The sequence below is a fragment of the Pseudomonas sp. 67(2021) genome (genome assembly GCF_017491835.1).
Taxonomy (GTDB): domain Bacteria; phylum Pseudomonadota; class Gammaproteobacteria; order Pseudomonadales; family Pseudomonadaceae; genus Aquipseudomonas; species Aquipseudomonas atacamensis.
Genome location: NZ_JAFGYL010000031.1, coordinates 17,801 through 34,116, shown reverse-complemented (window position 1 = coordinate 34,116; position 16,316 = coordinate 17,801). Strand labels below are relative to the sequence as shown.

Genomic DNA, 16,316 nt, shown 5'->3' with positions numbered 1-16,316 from the left:
AACGATGCATCGCCGATGGTAGTGTGGGGTTTCCCCATGTGAGAGTAGGTCATCGTCAAGATTAAATTCCGAAACCCCAATTGCGAAAGCAGTTGGGGTTTTGTTTTGCCTGCGAGAAAGTTTTCAGAGTGCCATCGGGGAAATTCATTCTGAAGTGGACGGCCAGTTTTGATATGGTGCAGCTCGTTTTTTTAACGGACTGATGCCCTGCCCACGGATCGGCACTCATTTATGTCAAAGAGTTGCTGTAGAAATGCCTGAACCAATCCCGATCAAGGATCATGAAAAAGAGACGCGGCTGGTCAACAAACGATTGATCGCCTGCGCTCTGTTTGTCTTCGCCATCAGCTGCGCTCTGGTGGTGCGCCTGTACATCCTTCAGGTCGTGGAATTCGACTATCACTCGACCATCTCCGAAAACAATCGCGTCCATGTCCTCCCGATACCGCCAACGCGTGGATTGATCTACGACCGCAACGGTGTGTTGCTCGCCGACAATCGCCCCAGCTACAACCTGACCATCACCCGTGAGCGGGCCACCGACGTCAATCAAGAATTGGACGAAGTCATCAACTTGCTGCACTTGCCTGCTGAAGACCGCACGGTATTCGACAAGGCGATGAAGCAATCCCGGCATCCGTTCACACCGGTCACCCTGTTTTACGAGCTGACGGAAGAGCAGATTGCCGTCCTGGCGGTTAACGAGTTTCGCTTACCGGGACTTGATGTCGAACCGCAGTTTGTCCGGCACTATCCCCTCGGCGCACATTTCGCCCATTCGATCGGTTATGTCGGTCGGATCAATGAAAAAGAATCGAAAACCCTCGATTCCGTTGAATACCGAGGCACTCAATCCATTGGTAAAACCGGTATCGAGCGCTTCTATGAAGCGCAGTTGCATGGCCATGTCGGTTACGAAGAAGTCGAAACCAATGCTCAAGGCCGTGTGCTACGGGTACTCAAGCACACCGATCCGGTGCCAGGCAAAAACATCGTCCTGAGCCTCGATGTAAAGCTGCAGGAAGCAGCTGAAGCCGCTTTGGGCGACCGTCGTGGCTCGGTGGTAGCGCTCGATCCGTCCACTGGAGAAGTGCTGGCGATGGTCAGCAATCCGAGTTTCGATCCGAATCTGTTCGTCACCGGGATCAGTTCGAAGGAATATTCAGCGTTGCGCGATTCCATCGACCGTCCGCTGTTTAACCGCGTACTGCGCGGCCTGTACGCTCCAGGCTCGACGATCAAGCCGGAAGTCGCCATTGCTGGTCTGGACGCGGGCGTCGTGACCCCACAGACCCGCGTATACGATCCCGGCTACTACCAATTGCCGGATTTCGATCACAAGTATCGCAACTGGAACCACAGCGGTGATGGTTGGGTGGACATGGACGCGGCGATCATGCGCTCGAACGACACCTACTTCTATGATCTGGCGCACAAGCTTGGCATTGATCGTCTGCACGACTACATGGCGATGTTCGGCCTTGGAGAAAAAGTCTCGCTGGACATGTTTGAAGAATCGCCAGGTCTGATGCCGTCGCAAGCGTGGAAACGCGCTACACGGCGACAGGCGTGGTATCCCGGCGAGACAGTTATTCTCGGCATCGGCCAGGGCTACATGCAGGTCACACCGCTGCAATTGGCCCAAGCCACTGCACTGATTGCCAACAAAGGGATATGGAATCGACCGCATCTGGCCAAGTCGGTCGACGGCGTTGCGCCGGTTGACGAGCACCCGATGCCGAACATTCTGCTTAAAGATCCGCGCGATTGGGAGCAGGTCAATCACGGAATGCAGATGGTCATGCACGATGCTCGAGGCATCGCCCGAGCGGCGGCTGCGGGGGCGCAATACCGCATCGCTGGCAAGAGTGGTACGGCGCAAGTGGTTGCGATCAAGCAGGGTGAGCGCTACAACCGTGAGAAAACCCTCGAGCGCCACCGTGACAACGCCCTGTTTGTAGGATTCGCACCGGCCGAACATCCGAAGATCGCCATCTCGGTAATGATCGAGAACGGCGAGGCGGGTGGTCGTGTTGCCGGTCCCGTTGTGCGGCAGATCATGGACGCCTGGTTACTCGATAAGGAAGGCCACCTCAAGCCGCAATACGCAGCGCCGAGCAAAGTGCCCGGCGATCCTCACGTCTGAGGCGTAACGGTTCACAGCACAGGCTCCCTAAGCGGAGCCTGTGATTACGCACCGGGTACTGGGCAACTCATATCACCTTCCTCACAGTTCAAATGTTGCTTGAAGGCTTCTACCCGAGCCTTGGTGACGGCTGTGAGACAGCCACTGTAAACCAATGGATAAACACTCCCGCCCGCCACCCCAGAAGCCGAAAACTTGCACTCGGCATCCCGGAAGCTGACCCACGCCCGCTGCGCGTTGACCAACAGCTTCTTTCCGTCCGGGTTGTCCTTGAGACGCCCGGTGATCTGCTGGTAGATCGTATTCAATTCCTTGTCCGCCGCTTTGAACGCTTGCCCCGCGCATTGATTCATCGTCGCCTGATCGCTGGCGTTGGCGCAATCAACGGCGGCATGGGCGAAAGGGGCAAACAAAAAAGGCACAGAGGCCAGAAGCAAACGTACTGACATAAGGTTCTCGCTATCTCGAGTGGAAAGAGTGTATCGATTGTTATGTACGTAGCCGGGAGGCCTCAAGCAAGCGATCCGCAGTGGCGGTGATTTCCTCGCCTTCATGCAACTGCTCCAGCCAGTGCTCGGGGATCGCCCGAGCGCTGTAGTAAGCACCTGCCAACTGACCCGCGATAGCAGCCGTTGTATCCGCATCATCACCGAGATTGGCTGCTTTCAACACCGCTTCGGCGAATGTCTGCGTATGGTGAAAGCACCACAAAGCGGCTTCCAGCGATTGCACGCTATAGCCACTGCCTTTTATTTCAGTTTCCGCTTTGTGAAGGTACTCACCCTGAGCAATCGCAACCACCTTGGGCTGGGAAAGCTTAAGCAGTGGCGCCCGGCGAAGCTGTGTTTTCTCCGCACCCTCAAGCGCTCGTGCAATCAGATCAGCCAGCAATTGGCAGCACTCGATTGCCTCCGGCGCCGCATGGGTTGTGCGCGAACTGTCGGCAGCGTGGATCTGGATCTGTCGAGCGTCCGGAAAATAAAACAGCACGACTGGTGCCAACCGCATCAGCGACCCGTTACCAGCTGTCAACGGATCAGTCGACCCTGCGAAAGGCTCCCCGGTTCGCTGATACTGTTCCAGCGCCTGGCTGACGGTCATGCCGATGTCGAAGCATTCGCCGGTGGAGCTCAGGTATCCCCATTTCCACCAATTGAGATAGCGGCCCATCTGATCAGCCGCGTCGAAACCGTTTTTGCGCAGCAGGCTCTCGGCCAGGCACAGTGCCATTGAAGTGTCATCGGTCCATTGCCCTGGCTTGAGCTGGAACGGGCCACCGCCGACCATGTCGCTCAGCGGCTGGAATGATCCTCGCGGCTGGAACTCAACTGTTGTGCCGACCGCATCGCCGCAAGCCAGGCCGAGGAGGGCGCCGCGATACCGATCGGCAAGAGAGGGCTGCATGATTCGTCCTTGTTTCTGCGGATTCGCTGGGAAGATAACAGGTCATGCGGCGCCGATCACAGAGCGCAAACTACCGCAGAATGTGTCCGCTCGAATCGGTGTCTGCAGCGCTTCGATACAACTTCGCATTGGACATGTGGTCATACAAGCCTAGTGTTCAGAACAGGAGGTGACGTATGAAACCAGTACCTAACAGTTTCGAACGCAAGATCACGCTCAAGGCGTCGCGTTCCCACGTCTGGCGTGCATTGGTCGATGCAGAGGCGTTTGGCCAGTGGTTTGGCGTGGCGCTCGAGGGCCGGCGTTTCATTGCCGGCGAGTGGACGCAGGGCCAGGTCACGTACCCCGGTTATGAACACGTATTGTGGAATGTGCTGATCGAGCGGGTCGAGCCGCAGCAGCTGTTTTCTTTCCGCTGGCACCCGTATGCGGTCAACCCGAAGATCGACTACTCACAAGAGCCGACCACGCTGGTCAAGTTCGAATTGCAGGACTTCGAAGACGGCACACTACTCAAGGTCTCGGAATCCGGCTTCGCGCACATCCCTGATATCCGTCAGAAAGAGGCGTATTACATGGACAGTCGCGGCTGGGAGGAGCAGTTGAGCAGGCTTGAACAGTTTCTCGCCGAAAGCGCCAGGGCTCGTGAAAGCGGCGGTGCCTGACGGGTCTAAGGGTTTTCGGAAGTGTTTGTATGGCGAATGTCTTACACGCTTTGGTAGCTTTTACGACTATTGCTGATTGGATCCACTGGGTAATCTACACACATCAACTGAGACACAGGGAGTGTTTCAGGATCATGGACGATCGACCATAGCAAGGATCGCTGCCGACAGGGAGTCGATAATGGTCTTGGGAAAAACCCGCTTCGGCGGGTTTTTTTTCGCCTGAATGCAGGAGCCGCCGAAGGCTGCGATCTTTTGATCCTGCTTTTGAAAGCCAAGTCAAAAAGATCACAGCCTGGGCGAATGTCACCCCGTCACGAAGCAATCAACTGCCGCAACACATAATGCAGAATCCCCCCGGATTTGAAGTACTCGACCTCATTCAGCGTATCAATGCGGCACAAGACTTCGATTCTTTCCTGACGCCCATCCTCCCGAGTGATAACCAGCGGCAGGTTCATCCGCGGCCTTAGCTCGACGCCGGTCAATCCCAGAATCTCGAACGACTCTTTGCCGGTCAGATTGAGACTCTTGCGGTTTTGATCAAGCTTGAACTGCAACGGCAGCACACCCATGCCGACCAGATTCGAGCGGTGAATACGTTCGAAACTCTCCGCAATCACCGCTTTGACGCCCAGCAGATTGGTGCCTTTCGCCGCCCAGTCACGGCTCGACCCGGTGCCGTACTCCTGACCGGCAATCACCACCAACGGCGTCCCCGAAGCCTGATATTTCATCGCTGCGTCATAGATCGCCATTTTTTCCCCGGTGGGGATGTAAATGGTGTTCCCGCCTTCCTCGCCACCCAGCATTTCGTTGCGGATACGGATATTGGCAAACGTACCGCGCATCATCACTTCATGATTGCCACGACGGGAACCGTAAGAGTTGAAGTCGCGCGGTTCGACGCCTTTTTCCTGCAGATACCGCCCGGCCGGGCTGTCGATCTTGATGTTGCCGGCGGGGGAGATATGGTCGGTAGTCACTGAATCGCCGAGCAAAGCCAAGACCCGAGCACCTTTGACGTCTTTCACTTCCGGCAGAGGGCCGGAAATGTCGTCGAAGAAAGGTGGATGCTGAATGTAGGTCGAATCGTCCTGCCAGACGTATGTGGCCGCTTGCGGCACCTCGATGGCCTGCCATTGTTCGTCGCCGGCAAACACTTCGGCGTATTCCTTGTGGAACATCGCCGTATTGACCTGATTCACCGCTTCGGCGATTTCCCGGCTGCTCGGCCAGATATCGCGCAGGTACACCGGATTGCCCTGCTGATCCTCGCCCAGCGGTTCGCTGCTGATATCGGTGCGCACGCTGCCAGCCAGTGCGTAAGCGACGACCAGCGGAGGCGAGGCCAGCCAGTTGGTTTTCACCAGTGGGTGTACGCGACCTTCGAAGTTGCGGTTGCCGGACAAGACCGACGCGACGGTCAGATCGGCTTTCTGAATGGCTTTCTCGATCGGCTCCGGCAGTGGCCCGGAGTTGCCGATGCAGGTGGTGCAACCGTAGCCGACCAACGAAAACCCGAGCTGATCAAGGTACTGAGTCAGCCCGGCAGCTTTGTAGTAGTCGGTGACCACTTTCGAGCCGGGGGCCAGTGAGCTTTTGACCCAAGGCTTGCGTGTCAGGCCTTTTTCGACGGCTTTTTTCGCCAGCAGTCCAGCAGCCATCATTACGCTCGGGTTGGAAGTGTTGGTGCAGGAAGTGATCGCGGCGATGACCACGGCACCGTTTTTCAGGCGATAGGTCTTGCCCTCGTATTCGTAGTCCGCTTCGCCCACCAGATCGGCGTTGCCCACCGCCACGCCGCCACCGCCCTCGCTTTCCAGGCGTCCTTCTTCCTTGCTGGTGGGTTTGAATTGCAGGTCGATGAAATCACTGAAGGCCTGCGCGACGTTCGGCAGGGAGACGCGATCCTGCGGACGTTTCGGTCCGGCCAGGCTTGCCTCCACGCTGCCCATGTCCAAGGCCAGGCTGTCGGTGAACACCGGCTCCTGACCCGGCAGACGCCACAGGCCTTGAGCCTTGGTGTAGGCCTCGACCAGCTTCACCACTTCCGGCGGCCGGCCGGACAAGCGCAGGTATTCCAGCGTGACATCGTCGACCGGGAAGAAACCGCACGTCGCACCGTATTCCGGAGCCATGTTGGCGATGGTCGCGCGGTCTGCCAACGGCAGGTCGGCGAGGCCGTCGCCATAGAATTCGACGAATTTGCCGACCACGCCTTTTTTGCGCAGCATCTGCGTTACGGTCAGCACCAGATCGGTGGCGGTGATTCCTTCCTTGAGCTTGCCGGTGAGTTTGAAGCCGATCACTTCTGGAATCAGCATCGACACCGGTTGCCCGAGCATCGCCGCTTCCGCTTCGATCCCGCCAACGCCCCAGCCGAGCACGCCGAGACCGTTGATCATGGTGGTGTGGGAGTCGGTGCCGACCAGGGTGTCGGGGAAGGCGTAGGTGCGGCCATCCTCGTCTTTGGTCCAAACGGTGCGGCCGAGGTACTCAAGGTTGACCTGGTGGCAGATGCCGGTACCCGGCGGGACCACGCTGAAGTTATCGAACGCACTCTGGCCCCAGCGCAGGAAGGCATAGCGCTCGCCGTTGCGTTGCATTTCGATGTCGACGTTCTGTTCAAACGCACTGGCGCTGGCAAACTTGTCGACCATCACCGAGTGGTCGATCACCAGGTCCACCGGCGACAACGGATTGATCCGCTGCGGATCGCCGCCGGCCTTGGCCATTGCCGCACGCATGGCGGCGAGATCGACCACGGCGGGGACGCCGGTAAAGTCCTGCATCAATACACGGGCAGGGCGGTACTGGATTTCGCGATCGGAGCGGCGCTCCTTGAGCCAGGCGGCGATGGCTTTCAGGTCCGCGCCGGTGACAGTTTTTTCGTCCTCCCAGCGCAGCAGATTTTCTAGCAGGACCTTCAACGACATCGGCAGCTTGTCGAGGTCGCCCAGGCTTTTAGCGGCTTCCGGCAGGCTGAAATAATGGTAGGTCGTGGCATCGATTTGTAGGGTTTTCAGTGATTTCAGACTATCGAGGGACGGCATTACGATCACTCCTTTGAGTCCGCACGGCTACGGACTGAGGGGACGGGCAGAGCATTAAACCTAGCCCTGTTTTGAGTAGCTGGCTAATAACTGGACTCTATGGACGGAACCAAGGTTCCGACTTCAGCTATCATGCGCCGGTTTTCGTGACAGGCATTGCGGCAACGCAAGGCTTGAGCATCGCGCAGCGGCCGAATGATCGACCGCTGCCCAGGAGTAAGAATGAACACCCTATTCATGCATTGCCGGCCCGGCTTCGAAGGCGAAGTCTGTTCGGAGATTTCCGATCTCGCCGCCCGTCTCAATGTCGCCGGTTACGCCAAAGCCAAAACCGCCACGGCCTGCGCTGAGTTTGTCTGCACTGAAGCGGACGGCGCCGAACGCCTGATGCGCGGTCAGCGCTTCGCCGAATTGATCTTCCCGCGGCAGTGGGCGCGCGGCTTTTTCATCGATCTGCCGGAAAACGACCGGATCAGTGTGATTCTCGCGCACATGGCCGATTTTCCGGTGTTTGGCAGTCTGTGGCTGGAAGTGGTCGATACCAATGACGGCAAGGAACTGTCGAATTTCTGCAAAAAGTTCGAAGGCCCGCTGCGCAAGGCGCTGACCGCCGCTGGCAAACTGGTAGACGACGCCAGCAAGCCGCGTTTGTTGCTGACCTTCAAAAGCGGACGCGAGGTGTTTCTAGGCATGGCCGATGCCGGCAATTCGGCGATGTGGCCGATGGGCATTCCGCGCCTGAAGTTTCCCCGCGAGGCGCCGAGCCGGTCGACCTTGAAGCTGGAAGAAGCGTGGCATCACTTCATTCCACGTGATCAGTGGGAAGACCGCCTGCACAGCGACATGACCGGCGTCGACCTTGGCGCCGCGCCGGGCGGCTGGACCTGGCAACTGGTCAACCGTGGCATGCTGGTCACCGCCATCGACAACGGCCCGATGGCTGAAAGCCTGATGGAAACCGGACTGGTCCAGCATCTGATGGCGGACGGTTTCACCTTCAAGCCGAAGCAGCCGGTGGACTGGATGGTTTGCGACATTGTCGAGAAACCGGCGCGCAACGCGGCGATGCTGGAAGAATGGATTGGCGAGGGACATTGCCGCGAGGCGGTGGTCAACCTGAAGCTGCCGATGAAGCAGCGTTATGCCGAAGTGAAACGTCTGCTCGAGCGCATTGCCGACGGTTTCAAGGCGCGTGGGATCAAGGTTGATATCGGCTGCAAGCAGCTGTATCACGACCGCGAGGAAGTGACTTGCCATCTGCGCCGGCACGACACCAGAAAACCCAAATCGCGCTGACACATCACTGAACCTGTGGGAGCGAGGCTGCTCGCGGAAGCGGTGGGGCTGCCGGATTGCCTTCGCGAGCAGGCTCGCTCCCACATGGGTTGGACGATATCCCAAGCAATGCGCGACAATGCCGGCCAGTTTTTGGAGTAAACCATGAGCGAAATGATCAACACCCCAGTCGACGGCACCCTCGACGCCACCGGTCTGAATTGCCCGGAACCGGTAATGATGTTGCATCAGCACATCCGCGATCTGGTGCCCGGCGGCCTGCTCAAGGTGATCGCCACCGATCCCTCGACCAAGCGCGATATCCCCAAGTTCTGCGTGTTTCTTGACCATGAGCTAGTCAGCCAGCACGAAGAGGCCGGCACCTATCTGTACTGGATTCGCAAGAAGTCCTGACTCAGGGCAAAAAAAGACCTGCAAATGCAGGTCTTTTTTTTGGGCGATCAACCCGCCGAACGACTGATTCGAATTCGCTTGCGCGCACTGCGTGTCAGACGAATCGACAGCATCAACGCTGCGCAGCTCAAACCGACGATCAAACCCTGCCACAAACCGCTCGGACCGCGTGGCTCGCCGAGCCAATCGGTCAGGCCCAGCGCATAACCGACCGGCAAACCAATCCCCCAGTAGGCGAACAGGGTCAGGATCATTGTCACCCGAGTATCCTGATAGCCACGGAGTGCGCCTGCTGCGGTCACTTGGATTGCATCGGAAAACTGGAATAGCGCCGAATAGACAATCAGCATCGCCGCAATCTGAATCACCGTTGGATCAGCGGTATAGATCGCCGCAATCGGCTCGCGCAGCGCCAGCATCAGGCTCGCCGACAGGCAGGCGTAGGCCAGCGCCGTGCCCATGCCGACTCCAGCGGCAAAACGCGCCTCACGCGGTTCCTCGCGGCCCAGCGCCTGGCCGACACGCACGGTGACCGCCATGCCCAGCGAATAGGGAATCATGAACACCAGCGAGCTGACGTTCAGCGCGATCTGATGCCCGGCCACCACCGTCGCGCCGAGGCTGCCGATCAGCAGGGCGATCACAGCGAAGATGCTCGACTCGGCAAACACCGCGATGCCGATCGGCAAACCAATCGACAGCAGACGTTTGATCACCGCCCACTGCGGCCAGTCGAAACGGCTGAACAGTTCGCTTGAGCGATAGGCTGGTGCCCAGCGTTCGTAGCCGGCCAGGCCCAGCGCCATCACCCACATCACGATTGCCGTGGCCCAGCCGCAGCCGACGCCGCCCATGGCCGGCACGCCGAAGTGGCCATAAATGAAGATGTAGTTCAGCGGGATGTTCAATGCCAGACCGCACAGGCCCAGCACCATGGCCGGGCGGGTGCGGCCGATGCCGTCGCTGGTGCAGCGCAGCACGTGATAGAAGGCCACCGCCGGCAAGCCGCTGGCGATGCCGTGCAGATATTGCATGCACGGGCCGATCAACTCGGGATCGACTTTCATCAGATGCAGCACCGGCTCGGCGGCGATCAGCATCGAGGTGGCGATCAATCCGACTACCAATGCCAGCCACAACGCCTGACGCACGATCGGGCCGATCTCGCTGTGTTTGCCTGCGCCGAAACGCTGCGCGACCTTTGGCGTGGTGGCCAGCAGGGTGCCGGTCATCAATAGAAACACCGGGACCCAGATCGAGTTGCCCAGCGCCACCGCCGCCAGATCCTTGGGCCCGACGCGCCCGGCCATCACCGCATCGACGAAGCCCATCGCCGTGGTCGCCAGTTGCGCGATGATGATCGGCAGGGCGAGGGCGAGCAGGTTTTTCAACTCCAGGCGAATCCGCGCAGGGCGGCTCAGCGAGACGGCGACAGGTTGGTCAGTTACAGGGTTCACAGGCAAAGCGTCCAGAAAGTATTGATGCGCAGAGCGGCGCATTCTACGCCGCTGACGCCTCGGTCAGGAAATATCCTCTGTTGCGTATTTGTAAGCGCAAACCCTGCTGGCTGATCGACGCGTCAGCACCTAAACTGCCGATCCGCCCAAGGAGCCCGCCATGCTGATTGTTGCCGACGAAAATATCCCGCTGCTCGATGCCTTTTTTGCCGGTTTCGGCGACATCCGCCGAGTGCCGGGCCGCTCCATTGACCGCGCGACGGTCGAGCACGCCGATGTGTTGCTGGTGCGTTCGGTGACCAACGTCAATCGCGCGCTGCTTGATGGCAGCAAGGTGCGCTTTGTCGGCACCTGCACCATCGGCACCGATCATCTGGATCTCGATTACTTCACCGAGGCCGGGATCTGCTGGTCGAGCGCGCCGGGGTGTAATGCCCGTGGCGTGGTCGATTACGTACTGGGCAGTCTGATGACGCTGGCCGAAATCGAAGGGGCTGATCTGACGCAGCGTACTTACGGCGTTGTCGGCGCCGGGGAAGTGGGGGGGCGCTTGATCAAGGTCCTGAAGGGCCTGGGCTGGAACGTCAAGGTTTGCGACCCGCCAAGTCAGGCTGCCGAGGGCGGCGATTATGTCAGCCTTGAGCAGATCATCGAACAGTGCGACGTGATCAGTCTGCATACGCCTTTGACCCGCAGCGGCGACTCTGCAACCTGGCACCTGTTCGATCAACAGCGTTTGCAGCAACTCAAGCAGGGTGCATGGTTGATCAACGCGGCGCGCGGCCCTGTGGTGGATAACGTTGCGCTACGTGAGGTGCTGCTGGAGCGCGAGGACCTGCAAGCGGTGCTCGACGTCTGGGAGAAGGAACCGGAAGTCGACCCTGCGCTGGCCGAGCTCTGCGTTTTGGCCACGCCCCATATTGCCGGTTACAGCCTCGACGGCAAGCAACGCGGGACCGCGCAGATCTATCAGGCCTACTGCGCTTTCAGCGGCCAACCTGCAGCTATCCAGCTCAGCGATCTGCTGCCAGCAACCTGGTTGTCGGAAGTTTCCCTGCACGGTGACAGCGATCCGGCGTGGGCGTTGGCGATGTTGTGCCGGGGCGTGTACGACCCGCGCCGCGATGATGCGGATTTCCGCCGCAGTCTGGTGGGAAATGTCGCTGAGCAGCGTGCGGCGTTTGACGTGTTGCGCAAGCAGTATCCGGTGCGCCGCGAGATTGAAGGGCTGAAGGTGCGAATTGAAGGTGATGCGCCCAGGTTGCGGCAGATTGTGGCGGCGCTGGGGGCAACCCGTGTCCTGTAGGAGCTGTCGAGTGAAACGAGGCTGCGATCTCTTGATCTTGCTTTTTGAAGATTAAAAGATCGCAGCCTTCGGCAGCTCCTACAGGATTCGCAGCTAAATTACAGGCATAAAAAACCCGGCCAATCAGGGCCGGGTCAGGAAGACGGTGGCTACATCACTCTTGTTCGGCAGGCTTGACCAATCGCTTCTCCAGCTCGCGGCAAGCGTCCTGGATCATGTCTTCAGTGATCGGTACTTCGCGGCCCTGCTCATCGATAATCGAGCAACCCAGAGACTGGTCGGGTTTGGTGCGGATCACTTCAATCTTGTCTTCGCTGCTGTGTTGCAAGGACATGGCCTGTCTCCTCATCAGGTTGTGTGCCTAAGTTAAAACCGCCACGTGACCAGGCTGTGACAAATCCCTGCGGTCTGTCGGCGAGCGGCATCTCTACTCAAACAGAAATGACCGCTCGTCTCAACCGCAACCTTAGACCAATCGTTTCTAGCATCCGGACATCCCGGGCATATTTAACCTGACTCATTGTGATTTACAGAGTTCCACCCCATCTGAGTCTGTAGGCTGGCCCGATCCATCTGCGCAGACGTGAACTCCATGATCTCCATGCTTTCTTCCCGACACCGGCGCGCCCTGCGCCTGACCAGTCATTTTCTCCTGCCGTACCGCTGGCATGCCTTCGGCGCTTTGCTCGCGCTGATCGTCACCGCCGGCATTACCCTGTCGATGGGGCAGGGCATCAAGTTGTTGGTAGACCAGGGTTTCATGACCCGTTCGCCGCATCTGCTCAATCAGTCCATCGGCATTTTCATGTTGCTGGTGCTCGGGCTGGCGCTGGGCACCTTTGCCCGTTTCTATCTGGTGTCGTGGATAGGCGAGCGCGTGGTCGCCGACATTCGCCGTCAGGTGTTCAATCACCTGGTGTATCTGCATCCGGGCTTTTATGAGGACAACCGCAGCTCGGAAATCCAGTCGCGCCTGACCGCTGACACCACGCTGCTGCAATCGGTGATCGGCTCGTCGCTCTCGCTGTTCCTGCGCAATTTGCTGATGGTCATCGGTGGTGTAGTGCTGCTGTTCATCACCAATCCGAAGTTGACCAGCATTGTCGTGATTGCACTGCCGCTGGTGATCGCGCCAATCCTGATTTTCGGCCGCCGCGTGCGCAATCTTTCGCGCCAGAGCCAGGACCGTATCGCCGACATTGGCAGCTATGTGTCGGAAACCCTCGGCCAGATCAAAACCGTGCAAGCCTACAACCACCAGGTTCAGGACGAGCAGCGTTTCGCCTCGACCGTCGAGCAGGCGTTCGAAACTGCGCGCAAACGGATTTTCCAGCGAGCGTGGTTGATCACTTTGGTGATCGTGCTGGTGCTTGGCGCGGTGGCGGTGATGTTGTGGGTCGGCGGCATGGACGTAATGGCCGGGCGTATCTCGGCCGGCGAGCTGGCGGCATTCGTTTTCTACAGCCTGATTGTCGGCAGCGCGTTCGGCACGCTGAGCGAAGTGATCGGCGAACTGCAACGCGCTGCGGGTGCTGCTGAACGCATCGCGGAATTGCTGCGCTCGGAAAACATCATCCAGCCACCGTCGACCGGACTGGTCACTCTGCCAGCGCGAGTCAAAGGAGAACTTGAACTGCGCGACGTGCGTTTTTCCTACCCGTCGCGTCCGCAAAGCTACGCAGTTGATGGCTTGAATCTGACGGTGAGGGCGGGCGAAACCCTGGCGTTGGTGGGGCCGTCGGGCGCGGGCAAGTCCACGGTCTACGACTTGTTACTGCGCTTCTACGATCCGCGCGAGGGCCGGATTCTCCTCGATGGCGTGCCGCTGACCAGCCTTGACCCGCTGGATCTGCGCCGCTGTTTCGCCCTGGTCTCGCAAACTCCTGCGTTGTTCTTCGGCAGTGTGGAGGACAACATTCGCTACGGCTGCCCGACGGCCACGCTTGAGCAGGTCAAGGAAGCTGCGCGAATTGCCCACGCCCACGACTTCATCGAACAAATGCCGGACGGCTATCAAACTCATCTGGGAGATGGCGGCCTCGGGTTGTCCGGCGGTCAGCGCCAACGTCTAGCCATCGCCCGCGCCTTGCTGGTAGACGCGCCGATCCTGCTCCTGGACGAAGCCACCAGTGCCCTCGACGCCCAGAGCGAGCATCTGATCCAGCAGGCCCTGCCAACGCTGATGGAAAACCGCACCACGTTGGTCATCGCGCACCGACTGGCCACGGTGAAGAACGCTGACCGGATTGCAGTGATGGATCAAGGCAAGCTGGTAGCGGTGGGGACACATCAGGAGTTGATCGCCAGCAACCCGCTGTACGCGCGGCTGGCGGCGTTGCAGTTTAATGATGGCCAGCCTGATGAACCGACCCAGTAACCGACCCAGTAACCGACCTAGTAATCCGCCATAAAAAATGCCCGTATCTCACGATACGGGCATTTTTCATTATCCAGCGGTCGCTGCCTGCTCATTGATCATCAAAATACCGCTCATGCCAATCCACCAGCGGTTGCGGCGAGTTGAGCTTTTGCCCGTAGATCACCGAGTAGGACAACACGTTCTGCACGTATTGACGGGTTTCGTCGAAAGGGATGCTTTCCACCCAGACGTCGAAACTCAGGTGATCAGCGCCGCGCAGCCACTGACGCACGCGGCCTGGCCCGGCGTTGTAAGCGGCGGAGGCGAGCACGCGGTTGCCGTTGAACTGGCTGTGCACCTGGCTGAGGTAAGCGGCGCCGAGCTGAATGTTCTTATCCGGATCGAGCACTTGCTGCGGTGAGGCCAATGGAATGCTGAACTTGCGCGCGGTTTCCTTGGCCGTGCCGGGCATCAATTGCATCAGGCCGCTGGCGCCGACGCCGGAGCGCGCGTCGTCCATGAAGGCGCTTTCCTGGCGGGTGATGGCGAACACCCAGCTCGAATGCAGGCCGCGCACCTTGGCTTCACGCACGAGGGTATCGCGGTGCGCCATCGGGAAGCGGATGTCCAGATCGTCCCAGTATTGCGCCTGACTGATGGTGCGAATCGCCGGGAAGTACCATTTCAGGTCGTAGGCCAGTTTGGCCTGGGCGACCATTTCATCGCGGTTGAAATGACGGCTGACGTGATACCACTCGCGACGCCCGTCGACGATCTGCCCACGTGCATGAAACTCCAGCGCGCGACGTACGCCGGGGGTGTTGCGGACCTTGTTGATCAGCGCCTGGCTGAGCACCAGCGGTTTGTTGTTCAGCGAGTAAGGCGATTGTGAACGGTCTGCGGCGAGGAAGCCGTAGAAGTCTCGTTCCCGCGCCAGATTCTTGTACAGGGTCAGCGCTTGCGGGTTTTGTGGCTCGGCCAGTTCCAGGCTGCGCGCCTGCCAGTAGCGCCAACGGTTGGTGGTGGCCAGGTCTTGCGGCAGACGTTTGGTCAATTCGTAGGCATCGTTCCAGCGTGCCAGACGCAGCAGCAGGCGCAGGCGCCATTCCGAGACGGTGTTGTCGCGCAGCTCCGGATCGTATTTGGTCATGACATCCAGCGCGCGGCTGTCGAAGCGGCGCGCAAGGGTCAGGCCGATCTCGCGAGCAATCGCGACTTTCTCATCACGAGAGAAATGCATGCTGCTGGCGTAACCGTCGAGCAAAGCCATGGCCTTGTCCGGATCCTGCCGAGCGAGGCGGCGCAGGCCGAGGCTGACGACGTCTGACATCGGCTCGTCGGCCGGCGTGAAGCGCGACGGCTGGTTGAGCAGTTCGGGTTTCTGCGCCACGTCGACCAGCAAGCGACCGCGCGGGGCGAGGGTGGTGAGGCCGTTGATCAGGCTGTTGGCCAGCGGATAGTTGCGGGCCTGCGCGGCAAGTTTGGTGCGCTCCCAGCGTTTCTGCTCGGTAAGCTGGCCGTCGGCAGCCCAGATGCCGAACAGCGCGTCACAGGCGGCCGGTTGCGATTTGCCGGTCAGCCAGAGTTTTTCCGCACTGGCATATCCTTCGGCTTTCTTGTCGTGGCTGATCTGGTACTGCGCGTTGAGGCAGTCCAGTTCGGTGAAATTCAGCTTCGGATCGTAATACTTGACGAAGGTCGCCCAGTCGCCACGGTCGGCGAGCCAGCGCAACCAGCGCAGTTTCATCCAATTGGCCTGCGGCAAATCACCGTGTTCGGCGAGGAATTTTTCGATCTCGGCGTTGCTCGCCGTCTTCAGGCGCGCGGTCAGTTCGTCGTAGGCCAGATACGGTTCCAGCGGATAATCGGCCAGAGCCTGGCTGTAACGGAAATACGGGCCGGTATCACCCTTGGCCAAGGCGCGCTTGGCTTCATCGTAATACTGGCGTTGGGTGGACAGGTCCACCGCCTGGACGGATTGAGCGGCAGTGGCGGTAAGAAACAAGCAGGACAAAACACTGAAAAGGCGACTGCGCATGAGACATCCGGGCAGAGAAATCATGACAAGTGCTGATCGAAATCCGCACTGAATTGACTGTAGCTTAGCCTTTTGCCAGCAAGCGGCGAAAGCTTTGCGAGCCTCGCTGCACAAGTTCGCAACAAATGTTGTGCAGAGTGCTTCGACAGACAAATTGCCGGCCTGCTGAAGCCTCAAGTCAGGTAGAATGCGCGCC

General features: G+C 59.2%; 12 protein-coding genes. 6 read left to right on the top strand and 6 right to left on the bottom strand.

Going from position 1 to position 16,316, the window contains the following annotated elements; all coding sequences use genetic code 11:
- Window positions 1-253 precede the first annotated feature (253 nt).
- Complete coding sequence (mrdA, locus tag J5M66_RS25025) at window positions 254-2,146, top strand: penicillin-binding protein 2 (RefSeq protein WP_207809801.1); 1,893 nt, start codon at window positions 254-256, stop codon at window positions 2,144-2,146.
- 44 nt (window positions 2,147-2,190) lie between these two features.
- Here the strand turns inward: mrdA and J5M66_RS25020 are convergent, their stop codons facing one another.
- Window positions 2,191-2,595, bottom strand: a complete 405-nt coding sequence (locus tag J5M66_RS25020; protein WP_123441976.1) for a lysozyme inhibitor LprI family protein — start codon at window positions 2,593-2,595, stop codon at window positions 2,191-2,193.
- Window positions 2,596-2,635: 40 nt separating this feature from the next.
- On the bottom strand, window positions 2,636-3,550 hold the full coding sequence (locus tag J5M66_RS25015) for an ADP-ribosylglycohydrolase family protein (RefSeq protein ID WP_123441977.1): 915 nt from the start codon (window positions 3,548-3,550) through the stop codon (window positions 2,636-2,638).
- Window positions 3,551-3,726: 176 nt separating this feature from the next.
- Here J5M66_RS25015 and J5M66_RS25010 point away from each other — a divergent pair, with 176 nt between their 5' ends.
- On the top strand, window positions 3,727-4,215 hold the full coding sequence (locus J5M66_RS25010; protein ID WP_016775506.1) for an SRPBCC family protein: 489 nt from the start codon (window positions 3,727-3,729) through the stop codon (window positions 4,213-4,215).
- Window positions 4,216-4,529: 314 nt separating this feature from the next.
- Here the strand turns inward: J5M66_RS25010 and acnA are convergent, their stop codons facing one another.
- Window positions 4,530-7,271, bottom strand: coding sequence for an aconitate hydratase AcnA (gene acnA / locus J5M66_RS25005; protein ID WP_136493890.1), 2,742 nt, complete (start codon window positions 7,269-7,271; stop codon window positions 4,530-4,532).
- A 222-nt stretch (window positions 7,272-7,493) separates the two neighbouring features.
- On the opposite strand from acnA, the gene rlmM reads away from it, so the two are divergent.
- Together rlmM and tusA are read left to right on the top strand one after the other, a co-directional pair.
- Window positions 7,494-8,567 (top strand): 23S rRNA (cytidine(2498)-2'-O)-methyltransferase RlmM, encoded by a 1,074-nt coding sequence (gene rlmM / locus J5M66_RS25000; protein WP_136493889.1) that lies wholly within the window; start codon window positions 7,494-7,496, stop codon window positions 8,565-8,567.
- 144 nt (window positions 8,568-8,711) lie between these two features.
- Window positions 8,712-8,960: a sulfurtransferase TusA gene (tusA, locus tag J5M66_RS24995; RefSeq protein WP_071173066.1), complete on the top strand. Its 249-nt coding sequence runs from the start codon at window positions 8,712-8,714 to the stop codon at window positions 8,958-8,960.
- A 47-nt stretch (window positions 8,961-9,007) separates the two neighbouring features.
- Here tusA and J5M66_RS24990 read toward each other — a convergent pair whose 3' ends face one another.
- Complete coding sequence (locus J5M66_RS24990) at window positions 9,008-10,417, bottom strand: MATE family efflux transporter (protein ID WP_280074278.1); 1,410 nt, start codon at window positions 10,415-10,417, stop codon at window positions 9,008-9,010.
- A 160-nt stretch (window positions 10,418-10,577) separates the two neighbouring features.
- Here J5M66_RS24990 and pdxB point away from each other — a divergent pair, with 160 nt between their 5' ends.
- Window positions 10,578-11,723, top strand: coding sequence for a 4-phosphoerythronate dehydrogenase PdxB (gene pdxB, locus J5M66_RS24985; protein ID WP_207809798.1), 1,146 nt, complete (start codon window positions 10,578-10,580; stop codon window positions 11,721-11,723).
- A gap of 154 nt (window positions 11,724-11,877) precedes the next feature.
- On the opposite strand, the gene J5M66_RS24980 is transcribed toward pdxB, so the two are convergent.
- Window positions 11,878-12,057, bottom strand: coding sequence for a PA1571 family protein (locus J5M66_RS24980; RefSeq protein WP_024013646.1), 180 nt, complete (start codon window positions 12,055-12,057; stop codon window positions 11,878-11,880).
- 258 nt (window positions 12,058-12,315) lie between these two features.
- On the opposite strand from J5M66_RS24980, the gene J5M66_RS24975 reads away from it, so the two are divergent.
- Window positions 12,316-14,100 (top strand): ABC transporter transmembrane domain-containing protein, encoded by a 1,785-nt coding sequence (locus J5M66_RS24975; protein WP_207809796.1) that lies wholly within the window; start codon window positions 12,316-12,318, stop codon window positions 14,098-14,100.
- A gap of 91 nt (window positions 14,101-14,191) precedes the next feature.
- Here J5M66_RS24975 and J5M66_RS24970 read toward each other — a convergent pair whose 3' ends face one another.
- A complete protein-coding gene (locus tag J5M66_RS24970; protein WP_016775500.1) occupies window positions 14,192-16,120 on the bottom strand; it encodes a transglycosylase SLT domain-containing protein in 1,929 nt (642 codons plus the stop codon).
- Window positions 16,121-16,316: the final 196 nt, after the last annotated feature.

Excerpts from the sequence above, each read along its gene's own strand:
- mrdA (WP_207809801.1), top strand. The coding sequence starts at position 254 with ATGCCTGAACCAATCCCGATCAAGGATCATGAAAAAGAGACGCGGCTG.
- J5M66_RS25020 (WP_123441976.1), bottom strand. The coding sequence starts at position 2,595 with ATGTCAGTACGTTTGCTTCTGGCCTCTGTGCCTTTTTTGTTTGCCCCT.
- J5M66_RS25015 (WP_123441977.1), bottom strand. The coding sequence starts at position 3,550 with ATGCAGCCCTCTCTTGCCGATCGGTATCGCGGCGCCCTCCTCGGCCTG.
- J5M66_RS25010 (WP_016775506.1), top strand. The coding sequence starts at position 3,727 with ATGAAACCAGTACCTAACAGTTTCGAACGCAAGATCACGCTCAAGGCG.
- acnA (WP_136493890.1), bottom strand. The coding sequence starts at position 7,271 with ATGCCGTCCCTCGATAGTCTGAAATCACTGAAAACCCTACAAATCGAT.
- rlmM (WP_136493889.1), top strand. The coding sequence starts at position 7,494 with ATGAACACCCTATTCATGCATTGCCGGCCCGGCTTCGAAGGCGAAGTC.
- tusA (WP_071173066.1), top strand. The coding sequence starts at position 8,712 with ATGAGCGAAATGATCAACACCCCAGTCGACGGCACCCTCGACGCCACC.
- pdxB (WP_207809798.1), top strand. The coding sequence starts at position 10,578 with ATGCTGATTGTTGCCGACGAAAATATCCCGCTGCTCGATGCCTTTTTT.
- J5M66_RS24980 (WP_024013646.1), bottom strand. The coding sequence starts at position 12,057 with ATGTCCTTGCAACACAGCAGCGAAGACAAGATTGAAGTGATCCGCACC.
- J5M66_RS24975 (WP_207809796.1), top strand. The coding sequence starts at position 12,316 with ATGATCTCCATGCTTTCTTCCCGACACCGGCGCGCCCTGCGCCTGACC.
- J5M66_RS24970 (WP_016775500.1), bottom strand. The coding sequence starts at position 16,120 with ATGCGCAGTCGCCTTTTCAGTGTTTTGTCCTGCTTGTTTCTTACCGCC.